Genomic DNA, 20603 nt, shown 5'->3' with positions numbered 1-20603 from the left:
CATTTGCTGCCTATAGTGAACTACCCTACCTAACGGTTGCTATGTCAATTGCTTTAGGACATGGCTCTTATACTGAGAATTGGTGCCCAAAGGGATGCGGCCTGTAAATACTCAATTTTGTCTTGCGCAGAAATTGAAAAGATTATTTGGCAGGTTAAAAATTAATCAGCACGAAAATAGTGGCTGATGAGCGAGCTATTAAAGATTATGCAGCTCTGTCCCTCGACTTATTCACAGATTTTGTGGATAAGCAGTGTTTGACGTTTTAAGTTGCTCTGCCTAAAATGACAGTGTTCCACAGTTACTCACTGACTTACAGTGTGAAGCACACGGCAGTACGCCTTAAATGGCTCCATGAGATGTGTCGCGTTCAGCTTGGGCTGATTGGGGTATCCTAAACTTAGCTTCTCTTTGATAGAAGTACCAGCGTGTATTCGTCTGCCTTAACCATTGGTTTTCTGGATGTATTTCACTGAGAACCATATAAGTCACCAGACTTTTAACCTCACCCATCGAGGGTGCCTACTCGTTTTGTTATTCAATAGTGACTAACAAAAATTAACCCATTAAAACTTAAAATACAGGAGAACATAGACAAAAAGAACGATTGCATACCTGCGGGTGAAGCAAGGCAGAAACAGGCTTACTGTTAATCGTCATCTAAATGACGTCACCGGAGGGTGTGTACTTACGTCTAATATGTGAAAAAGTCTAATAAGACTTTTTCATGGCTTTAAATAACGTTCAGTTATTTCTGGTCTAAAATGACCTAGTTCTTGACTTATAATAGTTTTAGCCATTTCATATGAATCTGCTTTAATGCTGTTATCCATTCTTTCTTGAGCATATGTAAATCTTGAACCATGAGCTCCCATTGACCAACCTAAAGCTTTCATGCTCGCTTTTGAAAATGATCTAGAGAACTTATGGCCTCCAGATATGTCATAAAACTGTAGAACTTTTTTTGCATATCGGTCCTCAACAACTCTTGGTTCATCAAGTCGTCTTTGTTCTAATGTATTAGACAGTTCCGTGGATAAAATAACTGTCCTACTCAACCCTCCTTTACCTGTAACAATATAAGCAACTCCATCATCTCGCCCTTTAAATAGATCACTGCGCCAATATCTATGAGGCGAAGGAGATGCTTCATTTGAACGCTGAATTGTTAATAATTCAAAAGCCCTTAGTCCAGCATTAAACGCAATCTGCGTGGAAAGCTGAGTATAAGGAGATTGTCTAGCAAGAATTAATAATGTCTGTTGCTTTGTATACGCTCGATTGGAGAGCGCCTTTGGTTTTGAAATTCTCTTAGACTCAATCACAGGATTTAATTTCGTGATGGGGGTGAATATTGAAATAATGCGTTCAAGCATTTTCTTTTCAAAAGCTAAGCTTTTTTGACATATGCCATTAATTCTTCTATTTTCAAGATATTCTTGCGCCAATTCTGGTGTAATATGCTTTAATCGTTTAACACCCATATTTTCTGCGGCAAAGGCTGCTTGTTCTACATGCTTGTAAAATGAAGTATGACTTCTAAGTTTATCAGGTTCATCCGATTTGTTTTTTCCAATACCATTGTAATGAGCATTGAAAAAACGGAAAGATTGACTTTTTAAATTCTTGCGTAACTTGTCATTTTTCATCCTCTAGACTCCATTTCTTAATTCGTGCGCTGATAGCTTCCGGTGTTATTGTAATCTTCTGACGAGTCAGTAGCCAATATGAAATGCCTTGGTAGGGAATGTTTGCAGCGCGCAATGTAAGAATTTGCTGTCGATATGGGTCAAGTCTTGACTTGTATCGACGGGATTTCTTACGAATTGATAATTCATGTTTAAGGGAATCAATATCATTCTGATGCAGAATGAATTTATTACCTGTTAAACTGGGATTATTTTGAGCCAAAAAATTCACCAAAAATGTAAGTTACGAAGCATAAGGCATTATATCGCGACGAAACACCTGCCGCAACGGCTCTCCCTCTGGGTTCGCTTTGGTGGACCCAGAGGGAGAGCCGTTGTTTCTGCATCAACATTGAGCGCCCCTATTTTTTCAAAATGAATAAAAATGGCGCAAATTGGCTATTGCTTTTAATAATGGTGATGTTGTGCATCAAAATGATGAAGAAAATGGCTGCAATGTGTTCTAGCTTATAGCGGTTGGCGGTATAATACGTCGTGAATGCATTTATTAATAATAAAGGGGATGAATGAGGGCTGGACTTAAAAGGCACCATACAGTGATAAAAGCAATGCCTTGGAGCAAAAACAAAGATGGCAGTGAATATGTGTTGATTGAAGAGGGCGTACTGACATTAAGGACGATTACAGCAAAGCAGTTAGAGTCAATGGCAACTTTGGTCATACGTTTTGATTATACACAGACACGAAAAGGTTTTAGTGGAACCGATATTATGCACATTAAAAAAGAAGCACTGGATTGGGCAGAGCAATATATAAATGAACATGAAATACTAGGTGCGATATGACCGGTAGACAAACATATTACCAAATGGTTTCTTCGGTTGTGACCAATGCATTGATTCATCTTTATTTAACGATATCCGATTCGCCAGGGCATGTCACTATTGCTAAGCGAAATGAAATATTAGTTAAATTTATAAAGCCAATTCACAAGGACCATAGGTTTAAGTTTATTAGAAATGAAACAAGGAAAATACTCAGTATTGGGCGTCAAAAAGGCGCGAACCTTGAGCTTAAACTAATAGAAATAGGCGGTTTAATAACAAAGAATACTGAAGATGTAACTGATGCACACAAGTTATTTGATTTACTGGAACTTGTGCGAGTAAAGCATGGTATTGAGTCACGGTTTATTCTTGATGGTGAAACCCGTAAGTCTAAGTTTATTTACTTGCTGCGTTCTCATGTTGAGTATGGTTTTGCAGAGACCGGTGAACAAATTGCTCCTGTATCAGTTTTTTATGAATCGCCAGAGTTTGATAAATTGGAAGCTATGCTAAAGGGTGAGGCGTTATTTAACGTGGAAGTTGCTCAAGTGAATCCTGATTGCCAACAAATTCACCTAATATTACACCCTTTATAACGGTGTTGTTATGGGAGAAAAAGAATGGCTGCTTAAGTTCGCGTTGTCGCAAGCGTCAACACTCATTAAGCAGCATCATTTTGTTTTGATGTAAGCGTTAACGTTTGTTGTTAGCTTCGGCTATCAACCTAAGGGTAGTTCTGTTTTTTGCAATAATACTGAGTGACGCTGCAATAAATAAGAAGTCTTTTAACAGAAAGAAATTTGTTATCAATACGCCATCTGAGAATTTCCATGTATTAGGCGTAGTTATGAGGAACGTTAATGTCGTTGCAAAAATAACAGCAGAGGCAATCCCTGACATATACCCAATTTTTGCATTTTTAAAACCTGCGATTAATCCCACCGCAACGATGATTTCTGTTGCGCCGATAATGTTCGAAACAACTTGTACAGACAGAAATGAATAAAGCCATCCCATCAGAGGGTGGTTTGCAACTAATGGTTCTATTAGTGCAGCTTCTGTTGGGGTGAATTTGTAGATCCCAATCCAAGCCAGAATAAGCGCCATTCCTACCACGCTAAGTATGTAACCAGTATTTTCGAGTTTGCTTTCTAGATTTCGATGTTGCATTTGCATCTCCTTCAATGTGTGCACATATGACCGGATAGCAGATGTTTTTATTTCAAACCCTTGATGATAGCAAAAATATTCTCGAAAATACGTTTTTCAGAATCTTTTTTCATTGGGATTCTAATCAGTACTTTTCAAATTTTTTTCTGTACCGTTTTCCTATGTGCGTCATTTAGGGAGTGGTCATGGGAAATCAAGTTGCAAAAAATTTTAGTTTTAGTGCAGTTGATTTAACGGCATTTAAAACAGCTTTATTCGGCGAACAATGGCAAAGCCAGCAAACGCATTTTGAGCAAATTCATTGTCAATTTTTGCGGATTGTCTTGGGCGCAATGGGTGAGCTAAATGAGCCTGTGTCGTTAAGCCGCGTGTCATTCCGATTAGAAAATGATGAGCGATTGTTTGATGATTTTTGTGCCCATTTGGTCGCAACAGTGTCGTTACAGCCTGCACTAGACCTGTCTAAAATTGAACAAATCCACAATTCTCTGGGGGATGCCCCAACCCATAGAGCGCATTTAAATAAACGCACTCGGGCGCTCATTTCTTTTTTTGAACCTCAATTTTGCACTAACACCATTTTTCTCGTGCTAGTGCACTTCTTAGAACTTGATCCACGTTATCGCCGGCTTCTGTGTATTGATGCCCAGAAGGAGGCAAAACGTTACTTACAACAACGCTGTTAAATACTGAAAGTCATTAATCCATCCATTAAACCAGCAAGGAACATGATTATGTACAGAGGAACAATAACTTTAGAAGGCAATATTGGTCAGGCACCAGCAATTACTTTTCTAGAAGGTAATGAGCGCAGTCGAGGCGAGAAACGACCAATATTAAAATTGAATGTCAAATACGATCGCTTGGTGAATGGCCCTAATAATGAAGGGCTGATTGATAAGGGTGGTTTTTGGATCACTGTTGATTATTGGAAAAAAGATGGACCCGCGTTAGCACAACTGCTGCAAAAAGGTATGCGAATTTTGCTGATTGGTGAGCCTCGTGCTGAGCCCTGGGAAAATGACCAAGGTGTGATGGAACCTGGTTTTTGTATTACGGCTGAATCCATTTCGATATTACCGCGACGTATTGCCTCGATAACGTTGGAAGAGAAAGCCCCTTATCAACCTCATGCCGCGCAAGTGCCCTATCAAGATGACAGTACCTATGAGCCGAGGTATTAACCATGGAGAAGCAAAGTCCTAAGCCAAGACGCAGTTTAACTAACGCGATAGCTGCGCTAAGAACCCGTGCCTGGGCGATGCATCAAAAAGATGCTTCTCTGTTAATTCAGGCAAGGCGTGATGTTGATTTACAACAACCTTATGTTGCCCAGGTACAACAAGCATTGATGGGTAATACAGAGGGGAAAACGATCGCTAATGTGACTCCCACTTGGGTTAATCAACGTTTAAAGGCGCTAGGTGCTGTTGTGAGCACCGTTGAGCAAACGACGGCTTCCGTATTAACTAAAGCATGCCCGTACATCAATATATAGGCGGTTATTATGCGACTCTTTTTATGCGAAAAACCGTCACAGGCAAAAGATATTGCGAGTGTCCTTGGTTGTAAGCGTGGAGATGGTGTTTTTACTGGTGACGGTATTGCGGTGACGTTTTGCGTTGGCCATGTTTTACAACAAGCAGAACCTGAAAACTATAACCCTGATTTTGAGACGTGGAATATCGTTGATTTACCCATTATCCCAACAGTTTGGAAAATGTTAGTCAGTCCAAAAACGAAAGCGCAATTTGCGATTGTAAAAAAGCAATTGGCCAAGGCCACTGAGGTTATTATTGCAACGGATGCAGACCGCGAAGGTGAAGTTATCGCCCGAGAGGTGCTTGAATACGTTAACTATAAAGGGCCCATTCAACGGTTGTGGCTAAGTGCGTTGGATGACGCCAGCATTAAGAAAGCGTTGGTGTCTTTGCGACCTAACCATGAAACTGCCAAGCTTTACGATGCTGGGTTAGGCCGAAGTCGGGGAGACTGGCTTATTGGAATGAATATGACGCGATTATGCACCTTACTGAGCCGTGAATACGGTTATCAAGGTGCATTCTCAGTCGGAAGAGTGCAGACGCCAACATTACGGCTTGTGGTCGATAGAGATAGGCAAGTTGAGCAGTTTGTACCACAGTCGTATTACGATATCACTGGCTTATTTGATGCAACGATCCCGTTTAAAGCCAAATGGCAAGTGCCTGATAATCTTGGGGATGAGCAAGGCCGCTGTTTACAAGTGGCTGTTGTTGAACATGTCTTATCTCAATGTCGTGGCCAAACGGGTACGGTCACGCAATTCGATACCAAGCGGCAAAAATCTAAACATCCACCGTTATTTTTCTTAGGTTCCTTACAAAAGGCTATGTCTGCTAAGTTTGGCTATGGCGCTAAAGAAGTACTCGATATTGTGCAATCTTTATATGAGAAATATAAGGTCACGACTTACCCCCGAACAGATTGCCCTTATTTGCCCTTATCTCAGAAGGAGGAGGTTGGCTCAATCCTCGATAAACTCAAGGTTGTGCCAGTATTTGCTGCATGGTGTAGCACTGCAGATGTAAATGAAACAAGTGCGTGTTGGAACGATAAGAAAATTACGGCCCACCATGGGATTATTCCATTACCGGTGACACCGAAATTGCATGAAATGAACGAAAAGGAGCTGAATCTTTATCATGCCATTGTGCAGCGATATCTCGCGCAGTTTTACCCAGTAGCGGAAGACGATGGCACAACAATTGAACTGATGGTTGGCAGCCAACGCTTTAAAGCGACGGGCAAGGTTGAGCGAGTAAAAGGCTGGCGCTTGGTGACAGGTAAAGACAGTGAGGATGAAACTGCCGATGACAGTGCTAATTTACCGCTGTTGAGCATCGGACAAACCTTAACAGCACAGTTTCAGCGAGAAGAGAAGCGAACAAAGCCTCCAGGGCGCTTTACTGAAGGAACGCTAATTGATGCCATGTCTAATATCGCTAAATTTGAAAGCGATCCAAAACTCAAATCCATTTTAAAAGAAACCTCGGGCATTGGTACTGAAGCAACCCGAGCAAACATTATCGATACGCTCAAAGCGCGGGGATTTGTCACTGTTACTGGTAAGCAGTTGATAAGCTCTGAGGCTGGAAGATCACTCATCGATGCGTTACCAGATGTACTCACCAGACCGGCAATGACAGCATTGTGGGAACAAGCACTCGATGAGATTGCATTGGGTAATGGTTCACTGGATGATTTCATGGCAAGGCAAGGTACATTTATCACGCAATTAGTCTCCATGTTCAAACAAGGGCAATACACATTAAAGCTGCCAAAGGTTTTGGCTGTGACACTCCCGTGCCCTGTATGTCAAAAATCGATGAAACAATTGTCGGGGAAAAGCGGTAAGTTCTGGGTATGCGAGGACAAAGAACAATGTGGTCTATTGCTTAATGATGAGCGCGGGAAATTGCCTAAAACAACACCTTGTACATGTAAGAAAGGGGTGCTTGTTAGAAAAAAAGCCAAAACGAAAGGTAAGTTCTGGTGGGGATGTTCGGCATATCAATCAGGTTGCCAGCGACGATTGTTTGATAATGAGGGTAAGCCTGGTAAGGAGATGGAGAGCAATAACCAAACATAGATTTGTTGATGTAAAAATTATAGAGAAGAGGCTTTATTTCGTAAAACCGCTCTGTTACTCTGAAAGAGTTTTATAGTTGCTCACTGACTTACAGTGTGAAGCACACGGCAATACGCCTTAAATGGCTCCATGAGATGTGTCGCGTTCAGCTTAGGCTGATTGGGGTATCCTAAACTTAGCTTCTCTTTGATAGAAGCACCAGTGTGTATTCACTGGCCTTAACGTTTGTTGTTATCTACCTAATGGGATAAATCATCTCCCATTAGGGTCTTGATTTTTCTCGCCTATTATTTGGAGAATTATCATGACTCAGACTACACAAAATACACATTTTGACTTACATATCACTGGCTTCGGTTTCTTTAACCGTATCCGTAAAGTCGAGTTACGCAAAGGTCAGCCTTATTGGGCCGTCACTATTGCTGCTTGTCGTGGTGATGAAGGTCAAAAAACTTACTTCGATTGTTCTGTTGTTGGCACTGAAGCCAAAGCGTTGTTTGATACCCACCTTTCTTCTGTGAAGAAAGATGATACGGTAACAGCAAGCTTTAAACTTGGTGATCTGTACCCAGAGACATTCGTTCACGGCAGTGGAGAAAAACAAGGCCAAACTGGCGTTTGTTTGAAAGCGCGATTGTTGAAAATCACTTACCTTAAGGTAAATGGTAACATCGTCTTCCAATCTTCATCGCAAGCAGCAGATGCACCGGCACAGCCTGTACAGACCGCTGCGTAATAAACTGAGCCCTTTTACTTTCGAGTGATAGGGCTTTTTACTAAGGACCTTTGTGCCACTTTGTTTTTGTTTTATAAGTGATTTATATTTAGCTTATAAAATCAAGGTGAGTGTTAACGCGAGGACTATTAAAATGTTAAATGAAACAAAGAAATACGGTGTAAATATCGTAGAGCGTCCACATGTTAAAGCCAATAAAAAGCTTGATTTGACAGGTGGTTGCGGTAAGCAGATTGTGCATAGCGAAACAAAACTTGTTTTACGAACGCATAAAAACACTTTTCGCAAACTGGCTGATATGTAATGAATTTCATTCAGTTTCCTGCTGAACGAGTCGTTGAAATCAATCAGGCCATTCTGTTGAATGAACCAGGTTTTCGCGGTGAATATGATATCGGCAGATTGTCGGGTGCGTTATCACGGATCGACAATGCTATTGCTTATGAAGGCTTGGATGATGTGTTTTTAATTGCGGCTAAATATGCGACGTCAGTCGCTATGGCACACGCTTTTTCAGATGCAAACAAGCGCACAGGGCTTGCCTTGTGTTTAGAGTATTTGTCACTCAATGATTACGAAATAAACACTGAGTATGATGAATTATCGGATGCAATGGTTGATTTAGTTGTTGGTACACTAAGCGAAATCGAATTTGCAGATGTTCTGTATTCAATGTGGCGATCAATGTGACCATTTAATATTTTTTAACTAACCCACCGGGGACACGTCCCCGAGTGGCGTTCCTCTTTGTGGTTTTGAGAGGAATGAGTATGAAAACGTCAACTGAGATGTTAATTGCATTAAGTGAAATAGAACTCACACTTGCCGTTGCAAAAGCAAAGTTTGCCTTGATAGATTGTGAGGATGACGAAGATATTGCAAATACGGCATGGAGTGATTCGTTTTATGCAGGTATGAAATTCGACAATGTGTTGAGTGATTTTGCGTGTTACTTTGAATTTAATCACAAAAAGTTGCTCACTATTATCGATGACATAACCCATCAGCTATCGGCAATGCCGAAATATTTACGAACTGCGTTTAATTATGGTCAATGTGATGTACGCATTTTTGAATTAGGGCTTGATTAACAGTTAACTTTTCAATGGCAGGAGCTATCCTGCCATTTGGTTTGGGTTCCTGCTTTTATTTGATACAATGAAAGTAAGAAATGACGAGGTGAATATGACTATGATCCCATTAGATACCCATAAAGCAATTAAAGATCTCATTGATTCAGGTTTAAACGAGAAACAAGCCGAAACCTTTATCGGTGTGATCAATGATATTTATGCGAATGAGGCTGTGTCTAAAGCTGAATTAAAGCTAGTTCACAATGATTTGAAGCTAGATATCAATGCGGTCAAATCAGAGGTTAGTTCAATTAGAAGTGATTTGAATTGGATTAAAACGCTATTACTTGGTATCGGAGCTGCTGTGTTTGTCGCTTCGTTAAAGTATATCTTCTCGTAACTTAACCAATACTCAAACAACGAAAGCCTTTGCCATTGCGGTGAAGGCTTTTTTTATGCTTTTTTACCCTCGGGGATATTAATCCCTTAAGGGGTTAAGTCCTTAATTTAACATGAGGACTTAACGATGAATACTCTCCCAAATCAACCTTTGTTTTCGCTTGGCCAAGTGGTGGTTACGCAAGGTATTAGTGCTTTGTTGGCCATACCAGGCAATACAACAGATCTAAGGCTGTTAATCGCTCAACATATTAAGGGCCAATGGGGCGGTGTATCTGATGCCGATAAACAATCGAATGAGCAAGCGCTAATGCAAGGTGGGCGTTTAATGTCTGCATATCAGTTCGCAGATGAACGCATTTGGATCATTACAGAAGCAGATAGAAGTGCAACAACTGTGTTACTTCCTTCTGAATATTAACGTTAACTCCCGCAGGGCAAATGGTTGCCTTTGCGGGAGCCATTTGCCTTTGGGTTAACAAAGGTCAAGTGGGTGGCAAAATGCAAAAAAAATAACGTGACTGAAAAAGACGCTAAAAAACTCATTTCCGTAGTGAACACTCAGCTGGCAGATTATCACGCCAGGGTGGCCATTTATGGAATGCCGATAACTATTCTTACGTTCTTTGAGGCGAACGCAGAGCAAGTGAACGGCGATGTTGTCATTGTCAGAGATACAAATGATGAGGGATGGGCGGCTATGAAAAGAAATGAGTGCCCAAAGGTTCTCTTTGTTTTCAGTGAGGATTATTGCGTCCCCAGTTATTTTTCAAGTGTGTGTAAAAAAATCGTCTTGCCTAAAGCGCTGATCAAACGGGTTAACGCAAACGATAGGGAGTAAAGCGTTTAATGAAGCCGCGAATGCGGCCTTCATTATTTATTTAAAACCCTTAATCATATCAAATTAAAATATAAAAATACGGTTTTCAGAATTTTTTTCCAGTGGGATTCTAATCAGTACTTTTCAAAATCTTTTCTGTACCGTTTCCTCACATTTTAAAACTGAGGAAATCGTCTATGCGAACCCCCATTGTGGCCACGGTCGCAGCACTTGTGATTACGGGTTGTGTTAACGCACCGCCAGCGCCACCCCGTGTGGAGCAGGCACCGCTAAATATCAGAGTTGCACCGGATGTGACCGAAATAGGTGCGACTATTTATAGCTCGCGCTACGTCACTGAATCGTCCGTGCCGGCAAGGCAAGTGCGGGATGTGTTATCCAATGAAATGAACGTGAATATTCCGCAACTGCCTAATGCGACTGTCGGGCAAGGGTTGGACTTTCTTCTGGGGCAAACCGGTTACCGTGTTCGCCCGCCTCTGGGTTATGCCGAAGAGCAGCTCTATCAGCAGCCGCTGCCCATCGTACATATGAACATGGGTTACATGTCTGTTCGTCAAGCGCTGCAGGTGATGGGCGGGGAGCCTTGGGCCCTAGAAGAAGACGTGGTTAAGCGCGAGGTGGGCTTTAAATTACGTGAGGGTTATGTCTGGAGTAATCCTTCTTCACAAAACAGCAATGCATTGACCGCGAGCGTCAACACGCTGCCCGTTGAAATATTCACCATGAATGAAGATGTTAGCTCACATGTAGCTGACCCTACGAGAAATGCTGAATTTGAATCAATGTTTAGCTCAGCCCCGAGTAGCGTGAATGTTGGAGCAGAAAGTATCCCTCTACAGGAGGTTGCTGCCTCTGCCTTTCAACAGCAAGATTTGGCTCAACGTTATTATGTCGTTGCACCTGGTAGCAATTATTTGTCCTCATTACGCCAATGGATGCAGGATGACAATCTTGCCAAGGTTGCCTGGCATCTTCCTCCCAAAACACAACAAGCACTCAGTCAAGTCGTCGTCAATGGTCAAACATTGACGGGCACCTCTTTGGATGACGTGGTTACGAAGCTCAGTAAAGAAATCAATGAACCCCTTTATTTATCGCATTACCGCGATATGTCTGCCGTCCATTCTTACCCTGGCATTGTTGACATTGTTTGGGTGTCAGGTGACTCCCTCAAGCAAGCAGTGGCGAGTGTGATTACGACGTTTGGTTGGCAATGGCAAGATGCTAATTGGTTAGCGATTGATGATTATCAGTTTTTATCTAGCTATCCGATTGTTGCCCCAAGGGGGGATATCGCCCATGCACTTGAGCAAGTGCTGACGGAATACCCTGTTCAAGCTCAGTTGATCTACGGCACACAGCAAGCATTTATTTCGGAGAAACAATAATGTCCCTATTTCGCAAAGCTTCTCCATTTATTGTGCCGTTCTTGTTACTTGGTATGGCAGGGTGTGTATCTCAATCCTATACAGACTCAAAAAAAGAGGCTGAATCAATGCAATCACGCATTGAGCAACTCACGCCTTCGAATGCCCTAAACAATGTCAGTGTTATCACTCGGCCGCCAGTAATCGTCACGCCTTTGGTCAAAACTCAAAATATTCCTTGGTTATCAGAAACCATTAAAGTCCATGTGACACGCTTACCGTTGTCACAAGTGCTCAGTGATGTGATGCGCGGCGTGCCGGCTAACATTTGGTTTGATAATGATGTGAATGCGTCGACAACGGTGACGTTAAGTGCCAATACAACACGCCAAAATATTCTTAATTTGCTCGCCAGCCAAACTAGCTATGGTTTTGTGCCCACTCAAGACAAAGTTGAGGTTCGTCGGTATTTATCAGAAACCTTCACCCTTAGCATACCCATTGGCACCGTTTCCGCACAACAAGGCTCAACAGGTTCAACTGGAGGAGGTGAAAACCCTCAAGTCGAAGGGCAATTTATCAGTACCACGTTGAGCAATGTGGACATGATTCAAGAGGTGACGACTGCAATCAAGGCAGTGCTCAAATCTAACGAAGAAAGTAATGAGCTTATTGGGGGCGTTGAAGCCGTTCCGTCATTATCGTCTTTCATCGTGCGCACTACGCCTGATCGTATGCGCCAGATGTTCAGCAGGTCGTAGAACGATACAAGCAAGAACTTGAAAAGCAGGTGATATTGAATATTCAAGTCCTTGAATTTCGTTCTAATCTTGGAAAAGACCAAGGTGTTGATTGGAATATTCTGAAAGACATTGGGGATGGTTCGTTGCAATTTGTTATTCCAGGGACAACGACGGCAGCATCCAATAATGGCTTTGGTATGGCATTTCAAGGCACAGGTAAATGGGATGGGACGACGGCTTTTATTAAAGCTCTGGAACAGCAAGGCAGTGTGTCGACAGAAACCCCGATTAATATCCAGACCTTAAGCAATCAACCCGCGCGGTTGTCGCAAACGTTAGAAACGCCGTTTTTGGCTGATATCAAAGTTAACACCTCAGAAAACTCTTCTGATACAGAGACGCGCCGTGAAAGTGTGTCTGAAGGGGTAGATATGTTTGTGACAGCCAATGTTCAGCAAGACCATGTGTCGTTACGCATTGCTGGCTCATTAACAAAAATAGCCAGTGATGAAACTGAAACAGTCAAAGACACTAAATTGCGATTTATCGCTATGCGTAAAGTCGATTTGGGTTTTGCCAACAATCTTCGTTATGGGCAATCGGTCGTCATTGGTTCTATTAAGCAACAAACCACAGGTGCAAACAAAAGTGCCAGCTTTGGCATCGATGGCTTAGGTTCACAAGCGACAAATAGTGAAACCGTCGAAACGTTAATTTTATTAACGCCGAGGCGAGTACGATGAGCTCATCAATCCCTGCCTATCGTTTGGGGGCATTGAAAACCATCTCAAAACGCGAGATGGCCAAACGATTTCCCGCAATGTTTAGCTTTACAGTTGAGCGTAACGGCTGGATTGGCCGCTACACCAGTGACGTTCCTGCATTTGCCTCTGCAGAAGCATGGGTTGATCGCATTTCAAAGCAAAATGAACCACCGCAATCTTGGTGTGTGCTAGAGCCGCATGCCGACAATGAGATTTACATGGTCGCGGTTTATCAGCAAGTCGTACAAAAAGTGGTTGTTTGTTCACTCGCAACACTGCTTGCAGATGTGACGCTACAGCGTTGTGAGCAGGTGTTTGTCACCGATGAAGTGTTGATTGGTCATTTAACCGATGATCGCACATACCAGGTCGTTCGAGCGCTAAGCACTGCGGAGTTAGCTCCGTTTGCCTTAAAGAAGCACGCTTCAATATTGCCTTGGATTATCGCCGGTGTTGCCACCATTACCGTAGCAACCGGTATAGGGTTTTGGCAAACGCCTGAGCAGCTTCCCGCTCCTGAGCCTGAGATGGAAGTAGTTGTTGATCCGTATTCAGTATATCGAATATCGCTCAGTCAAAGCGCTGATGCGGGCAAGGTATTAAATCAAGCCGTGGGGTTAGGTGCCTATGGCGCGCTGCTCCCAGACCAATGGCCATTGCAATCGATTGAGTTTGTCAGTGGCCAGTTAAGGCTCAGCGCAAATCGACAAGTCTCTGGGAAGCACAGTGTGATGCAGGCATGGCTCAATGGCCACTCTGCATTAGAAACTGCTGGTTGTCACAGTGTACTAGATGTTCAGTCTTTCACTTTGTTATGCCCAACGCCTATCACATTAGCGCGTTGGCAAGGCAGCTTAGCGTCTACAGCCTCAATCACATCCTCCCTTCGCGATGCACTGATTGCTTTGGAATGGATGATAGAGCCGAGTGATAACACTTACCCGCAACCCTATGTCACCCCCTTGTCGTTTAGTAAAGCAAATGCGTCTTTATCTGAGATCAAGTATGTGGCTCAACTGCTCGCCGAAACGCCTGTCGGCATTCACAGCTTTACGATGAAACCTATCCCGCCAGGTTATTACACCATTGGGCTCGTGCTCAACGTATTCGGCCAGCACTAAAGAGGAGTTAATCATGATTAAACAAAATGCCAAATGGATTGGTCTAGCGATAGTAGCCATTCCGGTACTGATATTTTCTGTCGGTCCAATGTTGTCGGATAGCGATATTCCCGCGCCATACACTTCAGAAGCTGACTCAGCAGAAATGGCACCCACCTCAACAGGGGCTCTTGCTGTAGCCGTTGAAGCCCCGCCACAACAGGTGGTTGTGACTCCCCCGATTGATATGAGCATTACGCTTGATAGAAATGCCTTGGACGTCATTAGTAAAACCACTGAGCTTAGTCTTAAAAACTTAGATGTGGCGCTGGAAGAGGCAAAGGCGAAAGAGCGTGAAGCCAAATCTAAACATATTGATGCTCTTGACGTTGACATGCTGGGGCTTGGGAACTCAATGCCTGCTGGTGCGGCAAATGCCAACATGCCTCTTCACTCTGTCGATATCTTGTCTCAGGTGATGCTCAATTCATTGATCACCAGTGGCGGGGAAACGAGTGCCTATCTCTCAATTGATGGCATTGCGCCGGTGCGCGTCAGTAAAGGCAGTGACGTGGGGGGCGTGAAGGTGGTTTCGGTGACAGATAAAGGTGTCACCGTGTCGTTCGATAAAAAGACCCGCTTTTTAGCTGGGGGCAGTTATGAATAATTCGTCGACGAATCCCGCTATTTTACTGGATGCTGAACTTATCCGGTTATGCCTTGATGACGGAACAACGTATGTGACGCGTGAAGGTGAAATCATGAGCGCTGCACCTAAAACCGCTCCGAAACTTGATGAAATTGTGCAGTACGTCAAAGCGTTACCCTTGATGACAGGCAAAGACATCAAAGTCATTCAGGTGACACAGGAGCAGGTTGAAGTTGTGATTGAAATCATGTCACAAACCACCTCAAAAAATTATGAACAGAATCAAGATTCCGAATTAGCCAAGTTTTTCACCTCGCTGTGTCAGGCTGCGGTCAATGCTTCGGCAAGTGACATTCATATCGAGGTCAATAAAGAGTCTACACGCTTCTTAATGAGGGTGGATGGGAAACGTGAAGTATTAAAACGTCTCAGTAATGGACAAAGTGCTTTACACCAAACCCGCAAGATAGGCGTTGCCTTAGCCAGCTATATCTTCTCAACACTAGGCAAGCAGGATATTAAGCTGCGTGACCCTGCCAACGATCGATTTGAAATTTTACTAGAAACGCGCGATGGCCATGAAAAGCCTTTCGAATGGCGGGTAGGGCTTATTCCGCTTAATCACGGGGTGAAAATGACGTTGCGCTGCGTCACCTCTGGAACTGCTGCGCTGTCATTAGCTGATATGGACTTACCCGCACCTTATATCGATGTGTTAAACAGCATGATCCACAAACGAGGTGGAGCCATTGTGGTGAGTGGCCCTATGGGCAGCGGCAAATCAACATTAATCACCGCATTAATTGAATTAATCGATCGCATTGCTCGCTGTGTTCACGCCTTAGAAGACCCTGTGGAATTTGAGCAAGAGGGTGTCTGTAAAACCACGGTAGAGCCCAAAAAAGAAATAAAAATAGGTGAGGGGCGTTATCGTGATTACGCCTATTACGCAGTTGAAACGCTTCGACATGATGTGGATGTCTCTGCGTTGGGAGAGGTTCGAGAGCATGCCGCCGCCAAAGAATTCTGCCGTAAAGCTGAAACCGGAGGGCTGGCGATCACGACATTACATACCAATTCGGCTATCGGTATACCGCAAACTTTTATCCAACAACTTAACATCCCTGCGGCGATTGTAGGGGCCCCAGGGCTAATGTTGATGTTTGTACATCAAAAGCTCGTGCGCAAGCTGTGCCAATGCGCACTTCCTCTGAATGAAGCTCACGCTATTTATGAAGATATGGGGCTATCAAGTGTGTTCGATAGTAAGCGTAATCAATTGAACACCTTACTAAAAGAGAAAACCTCCCTCGCCAGGGTGATCAACCCTAATGGGTGTGAATGTTGTCAGGGTAGAGGTGAAAAAGGTCGATTAGTTGTGATGGAAATCATTGTGCTCAACGATTTAGACCGCGGATTTATCGCCAGAGAGGATGATCATGGTTGGAAATTGCATCTGCAACAGCAAGGTTGGCCAGATATTCAGGCGCATACCTTATCTCGTATAGGTCGAGGTCAAGTTGATATTGCGTCTGCAGCGGAGCAAGTCGATGGGTTGATGCCGGTTAACGTGAATGAAACCTACAGAGCAATGCAGGAGGCACTATGAACATTTTAGGCAAAAGTCTGACGCAATGGGCATTTACGACTAAAGACCAAATTGCATTACTTGAACAATGGCAAAGCAGTGATGAATACGGATTAACGACTCGTCAGTTTTGTGAATCGTTAATCGAAAACGGCACCAGTGCAACCAAGCACATTGGGACTGCAGGGCTTGATGCGCCAGCGAGAGGAGAGCAGTTCACCGATGTATTACAGGGCTGGCTTCCACCGCTGGTGATTTCAGCCATTACAGTTTCAACGCTTGCCGGTGATCGCCAGAAAGGACTTAAAGCGGCCATTCGTCAGCTTGAGGGCGGCCAGAATATAGTTGGAAAAATCGCTGCACTATTAGCCATTCCTTTTTTAATCACTATTGGCGTGGGTGGATTAGGGGTTTACGTATCCAATCAAGTGCTCGCCGCCGCGCCAGAGCTTAACCCTTTTGGATTAGGCCAACTGGTTAATGATATAGCGGTGTTATGGGGCCCAGTCGTCGCAGTGTTTTGTGTGGTGTTCTTAATGATCCTAGCGTTTGCGCTCCCCCGCGTCACAGGTCAGTTGCGAGAAGGTTTGGACAACTTACCGATTTTCTCACTGTTCAAAACCGCGACGACGGCATCATTAATGGAAAGTGTCGCCAACTTACTTTCCTGCGGCATGAAGCTTGATGACGCCTTAGCCTCAATTGGAACTCATGGCCAACCCTTTATAACCTCGCATGTCAGTCAAATGCGCCAGCGCAGTATCGGCCAAGAAAACCTCGGGGAAATCATGGATACCGGATTATTGCTTCCCTTTGAGCGTTCTGCGCTCAAAGTGCTCGGAGGCTATGCAGATAACAGTGTGTTGCTGTTTAAAAGTGCGAAAGCACATCAAAAAGTGGTTGAACGTCGCATCACGTTAATGTCAGCCATATTACCCAAAGTCGGATTATTAGTGGCGATTGCTGTACTGGCTACCCTCATTGGCACGTCGGTGATGCAACTCTTAGAAGCTACTGCGTAATTTTTACCCCCTTAACTTTAATGAAAACAATAGGAATATAGATATGAAAAACAACGAGTTTCACTCACAAGATGTGATTAATCAGAACCAAGCGGCAGACGAAACTACACCCACAAAAATCACGCCAACGGTTAAAGGGCGGGGGCGGCAAAATGGTTTCACACTGCAAGATTTTATCTTTTGGATGATTGTGGCTTCTATCGCATTTTTGGCGATTTTAAGTTTGTACAACGTCGCAAATGGCATGATCAAAGTGTCAACAACGTCGTCAGATGTTGTGCAAATGAAAGCAGCGGTGGTTGATTGGCAAGGTGCTAAAACCGACGTTGCCGGTGTGAGTATCAGTGAGCTCTGCAAAGACGGAAACGGCAACAAAGGAGCGACCTGGTGCGGTCAAAATAAAGACGGAAAAAAAGCGAACCCTTATGGCGGTGATTACAGTATTGCAGTGGCCACTAATGCTTCTCGAGTCGATATCTCGATGACTAACGTTGACGCCAACAATTTAAATCGTCAAGCAACAAAGCTTGCACCAGTGAGTGCTGACCGCTGTGCATCTATGCCTTGTACATCTGTGACGGCGAGCGGCACAACCATTAAGGTCACGATGTAATGAAGGCGCGGGGATTTTCATTGTTAGGGTTTATTTTGGCTCTGGTTGTTACTGCGTCAGCACTCGCAATGACCGTCCCCGCTCTCATGCGCTGGGGAGAGTATGTAGAACAACAAAAACGGCTTATCCATGTCGTAGATGAAACGATGTCGGCCATGACAGATTTAATGGCTCCGCATCACTCTGAACCTAATTGCAAAGGGATCATAATCACCCCAACGTTAGCGAGCTTGGGGGTGCAAGCGTTAGTGGACAGCAGTGGTTGGCACATCGTCCCCAGTTACCGAAATAAGCAGCAATACGTTCTGGGTATTACGGCGGCGACACCAGAACTACGTCATTTTTTGATTAAGACGTTTGCGCAAACCGACTATTTAACGGAGGAAAGCGGCAATGTCATTAATGTTGTCCTTAATTTGCCCTTGATAACCAGTGAATACCAACAGGTTAATTTTAATCCTCAAGACGAATGTTTTGAATAAAGCCCAAGCACGGTTAAGGGGGTTCCCTTAACCTTGTTTGTGAATGGAAAATATGATGAAAAAAATCAATATCAGGCAAAAAGGTTTCGGCCTAGTCGAGACATTACTCTCGCTAATAGTATTAAGTATTGTCGCGCTGTTTATCATGCAAGGCGCATTACTGCTTGCTGAAAAGAGCAAAGCTCAAGCATTTGCAAAACACGTTGAAAAAGTGATTACCAGCGTTCAGGGGTATCACTACTTTCGAGACAGCAACCGTATCACCACTGACCCAGTGCAAATGTGGCCAGCATCGTTAGACGCGCTAGTAACAGATTACAACAGCCGTTTCTGGATAGCCTGCTCTATCGCAGAGGTGCAAGCAGGTAAGTGTAAGCGCCCTGAATACACTCCTTTTATAAGTAAAATCAGTTATGCCGTGATTGATGCAAACACCGCACGATTATTTATACCCACGATTCGGCTTGGTGAGCAGCAAAAACGCTGGAATTCGTATCTGTTGCAAATCCCCTTCGCGAAGCAAAACGCCAGTGGAGATATTGAAATCAGTATTTACCCGCCAATGAACAGTACCGCTTATAACGAGTTTTTACGCAAAGACGGTACGACGAAATTAACGGGGGATTGGGATATTGGTGGTAACTACGCCATTGTCAATGCCAAAGGCATGACGGTACGAAATTCAGATGGCTCACAAATTCCCATTGGTGGTGCGGTTTCTGTGCGAGTCAGCAAGCATGGTGACAAGGTTGATAAGCCTGCATGTCCCACTCCGTTGACTGCACAAATCACAGCCATTCCGATGGGACAATATCATGCAACAAAACCATTACCCTTTATAGGCAATAACTCGGTGCTTGCAAAAGACCAAGGTAATTATTGGGTAGTTACGATGGAATATGCCGCACACATTGACGGTGAGGATAAGTGGGAACGACGTCATGACGGTGATATCAGTGTCACTGTTTACTGTTTAGCACAATAAATAAGGTAAATTGCAATGAAAAAAATCACATTGATTGGGTTAAGTCTGTGTTTAGCCAATATGGTTATCGGTCATGCTCATGCAGAAGAGAAATGGACATATGATAAGGCAATGGAATCGCATAAAAAAAATGTGGGCAGTAGTTACATTGATCATCAGGCTCGAATTGATGAATGGAACAGTGTCAATCGCATTCCTGAAAACACTTCTGTGGGGGGAGGGAATAATAATGAAAAATACATTGAACTGTTTAAGGGGGAGTGTCGCCTTGGTAATACCTGCTCTCTCTCTGACAATATTAATAATTACGCCACAGTGGTGGTGGGAGCCAATAACCAACATGGCCGGCTTAATACCGCGGTGTTTCCTACAGATGGACTGATAGGCCGAGAGCTTAATATGTCAACAAACACCAGTGGCGACGGTAATGATTTAATTCATTTAAAATTTCCGTCAAGAACGACACTTCAGTATGTTGGAGCCAAATACACAGGAATAATTACTAATGTTTGGGGTATCAATAAACAACCACATGAACCTGCTGAATGCTCCACGGGCCAAGTGCAAAATGAAAATATTTATTGTGCAAGTCCACAACGAACATGCGAAACAGGAACGAGACAAAAAAGTTGTAACAATGGTTATTGGTCGCCATCGTCAACAATTCGTAACCCAACTTGTGTATCGCAATCCCAACATTGTCCATAATCAATCGGCTTTAGCGTTCACATATATTACAGCCGATAGGACCTACTGTTAGAAATCTGCAATATTTAAGGTGTGGCTAACGCGCTTTAGTGGACATATATGACTGGCAAAGTTAGGATTGGGCATCTTAGAAACAAGTGAGCCACCCAATTAGGGTGGCTCTTAAACTCGCTACCTGTTGTCAATACTGTTTCCAGCGGAAGAGGACAGGGCTATCACAACAAGAGGCACTGCCTCAGTTCCGTTAAATATA

General features: G+C 43.5%; 27 protein-coding genes. 24 read left to right on the top strand and 3 right to left on the bottom strand.

Annotated features, from left to right (window positions below; all coding sequences use genetic code 11):
* Nucleotides 1-342: 342 nt before the first annotated feature.
* Complete coding sequence (locus HQQ92_RS23440; protein WP_173249007.1) at nucleotides 343-513, bottom strand: hypothetical protein; 171 nt, start codon at nucleotides 511-513, stop codon at nucleotides 343-345.
* A gap of 212 nt (nucleotides 514-725) precedes the next feature.
* The gene (locus HQQ92_RS23435; RefSeq protein WP_173249005.1) at nucleotides 726-1649 is read right to left on the bottom strand and encodes an integrase; all 924 of its coding nucleotides are present in this window, start codon (nucleotides 1647-1649) and stop codon (nucleotides 726-728) included.
* A gap of 596 nt (nucleotides 1650-2245) precedes the next feature.
* Here HQQ92_RS23435 and HQQ92_RS23430 point away from each other — a divergent pair.
* A complete protein-coding gene (locus tag HQQ92_RS23430; RefSeq protein WP_309247091.1) occupies nucleotides 2246-2494 on the top strand; it encodes a hypothetical protein in 249 nt (82 codons plus the stop codon).
* Nucleotides 2491-3072, top strand: coding sequence for a DUF2913 family protein (locus HQQ92_RS23425; RefSeq protein WP_173249001.1), 582 nt, complete (start codon nucleotides 2491-2493; stop codon nucleotides 3070-3072). Before HQQ92_RS23430 ends, HQQ92_RS23425 begins: the two co-directional genes overlap by 4 nt.
* Before the next feature lie 97 nt (nucleotides 3073-3169).
* Here HQQ92_RS23425 and HQQ92_RS23420 read toward each other — a convergent pair whose 3' ends face one another.
* Nucleotides 3170-3646, bottom strand: coding sequence for a DUF417 family protein (locus tag HQQ92_RS23420; RefSeq protein ID WP_173248999.1), 477 nt, complete (start codon nucleotides 3644-3646; stop codon nucleotides 3170-3172).
* A 185-nt stretch (nucleotides 3647-3831) separates the two neighbouring features.
* Here HQQ92_RS23420 and HQQ92_RS23415 point away from each other — a divergent pair, with 185 nt between their 5' ends.
* The 22 genes from HQQ92_RS23415 (at nucleotide 3832) to HQQ92_RS23315 (ending at nucleotide 20350) form a co-directional block, all read left to right on the top strand.
* Nucleotides 3832-4332 (top strand): hypothetical protein, encoded by a 501-nt coding sequence (locus tag HQQ92_RS23415; RefSeq protein ID WP_173248997.1) that lies wholly within the window; start codon nucleotides 3832-3834, stop codon nucleotides 4330-4332.
* A gap of 48 nt (nucleotides 4333-4380) precedes the next feature.
* Nucleotides 4381-4830 carry a single-stranded DNA-binding protein gene (locus HQQ92_RS23410; RefSeq protein WP_173248995.1) on the top strand — a complete coding sequence of 150 codons (450 nt, stop codon included), beginning with the start codon at nucleotides 4381-4383 and terminating at the stop codon, nucleotides 4828-4830.
* A 2-nt stretch (nucleotides 4831-4832) separates the two neighbouring features.
* Complete coding sequence (locus HQQ92_RS23405) at nucleotides 4833-5144, top strand: hypothetical protein (RefSeq protein WP_173248993.1); 312 nt, start codon at nucleotides 4833-4835, stop codon at nucleotides 5142-5144.
* A 9-nt stretch (nucleotides 5145-5153) separates the two neighbouring features.
* Nucleotides 5154-7277 (top strand): DNA topoisomerase III, encoded by a 2124-nt coding sequence (locus HQQ92_RS23400; RefSeq protein ID WP_173248991.1) that lies wholly within the window; start codon nucleotides 5154-5156, stop codon nucleotides 7275-7277.
* A gap of 304 nt (nucleotides 7278-7581) precedes the next feature.
* Nucleotides 7582-8013 carry a DUF3577 domain-containing protein gene (locus HQQ92_RS23395; protein ID WP_173248989.1) on the top strand — a complete coding sequence of 144 codons (432 nt, stop codon included), beginning with the start codon at nucleotides 7582-7584 and terminating at the stop codon, nucleotides 8011-8013.
* A 133-nt stretch (nucleotides 8014-8146) separates the two neighbouring features.
* Nucleotides 8147-8317 (top strand): hypothetical protein, encoded by a 171-nt coding sequence (locus HQQ92_RS23390; protein ID WP_011839987.1) that lies wholly within the window; start codon nucleotides 8147-8149, stop codon nucleotides 8315-8317.
* Nucleotides 8317-8703, top strand: a complete 387-nt coding sequence (locus HQQ92_RS23385; RefSeq protein WP_011839986.1) for a type II toxin-antitoxin system death-on-curing family toxin — start codon at nucleotides 8317-8319, stop codon at nucleotides 8701-8703. Before HQQ92_RS23390 ends, HQQ92_RS23385 begins: the two co-directional genes overlap by 1 nt.
* A gap of 80 nt (nucleotides 8704-8783) precedes the next feature.
* Nucleotides 8784-9104, top strand: coding sequence for a hypothetical protein (locus HQQ92_RS23380; RefSeq protein WP_014620939.1), 321 nt, complete (start codon nucleotides 8784-8786; stop codon nucleotides 9102-9104).
* A gap of 94 nt (nucleotides 9105-9198) precedes the next feature.
* Nucleotides 9199-9486 (top strand): hypothetical protein, encoded by a 288-nt coding sequence (locus HQQ92_RS23375; protein WP_014620940.1) that lies wholly within the window; start codon nucleotides 9199-9201, stop codon nucleotides 9484-9486.
* A gap of 126 nt (nucleotides 9487-9612) precedes the next feature.
* On the top strand, nucleotides 9613-9906 hold the full coding sequence (locus HQQ92_RS23370) for a hypothetical protein (RefSeq protein ID WP_173248987.1): 294 nt from the start codon (nucleotides 9613-9615) through the stop codon (nucleotides 9904-9906).
* A gap of 72 nt (nucleotides 9907-9978) precedes the next feature.
* The gene (locus HQQ92_RS23365; protein ID WP_309247090.1) at nucleotides 9979-10326 is read left to right on the top strand and encodes a hypothetical protein; all 348 of its coding nucleotides are present in this window, start codon (nucleotides 9979-9981) and stop codon (nucleotides 10324-10326) included.
* 176 nt (nucleotides 10327-10502) lie between these two features.
* Nucleotides 10503-11717, top strand: coding sequence for a hypothetical protein (locus tag HQQ92_RS23360; protein WP_217272782.1), 1215 nt, complete (start codon nucleotides 10503-10505; stop codon nucleotides 11715-11717).
* Nucleotides 11717-12457 carry a hypothetical protein gene (locus HQQ92_RS23600; RefSeq protein ID WP_217272781.1) on the top strand — a complete coding sequence of 247 codons (741 nt, stop codon included), beginning with the start codon at nucleotides 11717-11719 and terminating at the stop codon, nucleotides 12455-12457. Before HQQ92_RS23360 ends, HQQ92_RS23600 begins: the two co-directional genes overlap by 1 nt.
* Before the next feature lie 35 nt (nucleotides 12458-12492).
* Entirely contained in the window at nucleotides 12493-13182 is a 690-nt protein-coding gene (locus HQQ92_RS23595; RefSeq protein WP_217272780.1) for a hypothetical protein, read from the top strand.
* Nucleotides 13179-14324 (top strand): hypothetical protein, encoded by a 1146-nt coding sequence (locus HQQ92_RS23350; RefSeq protein WP_173248985.1) that lies wholly within the window; start codon nucleotides 13179-13181, stop codon nucleotides 14322-14324. Before HQQ92_RS23595 ends, HQQ92_RS23350 begins: the two co-directional genes overlap by 4 nt.
* A 13-nt stretch (nucleotides 14325-14337) precedes the next feature.
* Nucleotides 14338-14970 (top strand): hypothetical protein, encoded by a 633-nt coding sequence (locus HQQ92_RS23345; RefSeq protein WP_173248983.1) that lies wholly within the window; start codon nucleotides 14338-14340, stop codon nucleotides 14968-14970.
* Nucleotides 14963-16561, top strand: a complete 1599-nt coding sequence (locus HQQ92_RS23340) for a GspE/PulE family protein (protein ID WP_173248981.1) — start codon at nucleotides 14963-14965, stop codon at nucleotides 16559-16561. Before HQQ92_RS23345 ends, HQQ92_RS23340 begins: the two co-directional genes overlap by 8 nt.
* Nucleotides 16558-17562, top strand: a complete 1005-nt coding sequence (locus HQQ92_RS23335; RefSeq protein ID WP_173248979.1) for a hypothetical protein — start codon at nucleotides 16558-16560, stop codon at nucleotides 17560-17562. The genes HQQ92_RS23340 and HQQ92_RS23335 overlap by 4 nt, the downstream gene beginning before the upstream one ends.
* 43 nt (nucleotides 17563-17605) lie before the next feature.
* A complete protein-coding gene (locus HQQ92_RS23330) occupies nucleotides 17606-18175 on the top strand; it encodes a hypothetical protein (RefSeq protein ID WP_014620949.1) in 570 nt (189 codons plus the stop codon).
* On the top strand, nucleotides 18175-18657 hold the full coding sequence (locus HQQ92_RS23325; RefSeq protein ID WP_173248977.1) for a hypothetical protein: 483 nt from the start codon (nucleotides 18175-18177) through the stop codon (nucleotides 18655-18657). Before HQQ92_RS23330 ends, HQQ92_RS23325 begins: the two co-directional genes overlap by 1 nt.
* 52 nt (nucleotides 18658-18709) lie before the next feature.
* Nucleotides 18710-19642 carry a type II secretion system protein gene (locus HQQ92_RS23320; RefSeq protein WP_254306377.1) on the top strand — a complete coding sequence of 311 codons (933 nt, stop codon included), beginning with the start codon at nucleotides 18710-18712 and terminating at the stop codon, nucleotides 19640-19642.
* 15 nt (nucleotides 19643-19657) lie between these two features.
* Nucleotides 19658-20350, top strand: a complete 693-nt coding sequence (locus HQQ92_RS23315) for a hypothetical protein (protein WP_173248975.1) — start codon at nucleotides 19658-19660, stop codon at nucleotides 20348-20350.
* Nucleotides 20351-20603: the final 253 nt, after the last annotated feature.

Origin of the sequence: Shewanella sp. DC2-4 (assembly GCF_013248875.1) — a bacterium.
GTDB lineage: Bacteria > Pseudomonadota > Gammaproteobacteria > Enterobacterales > Shewanellaceae > Shewanella > Shewanella oncorhynchi.
This window is presented reverse-complemented; position numbering and strand designations above follow the sequence as displayed.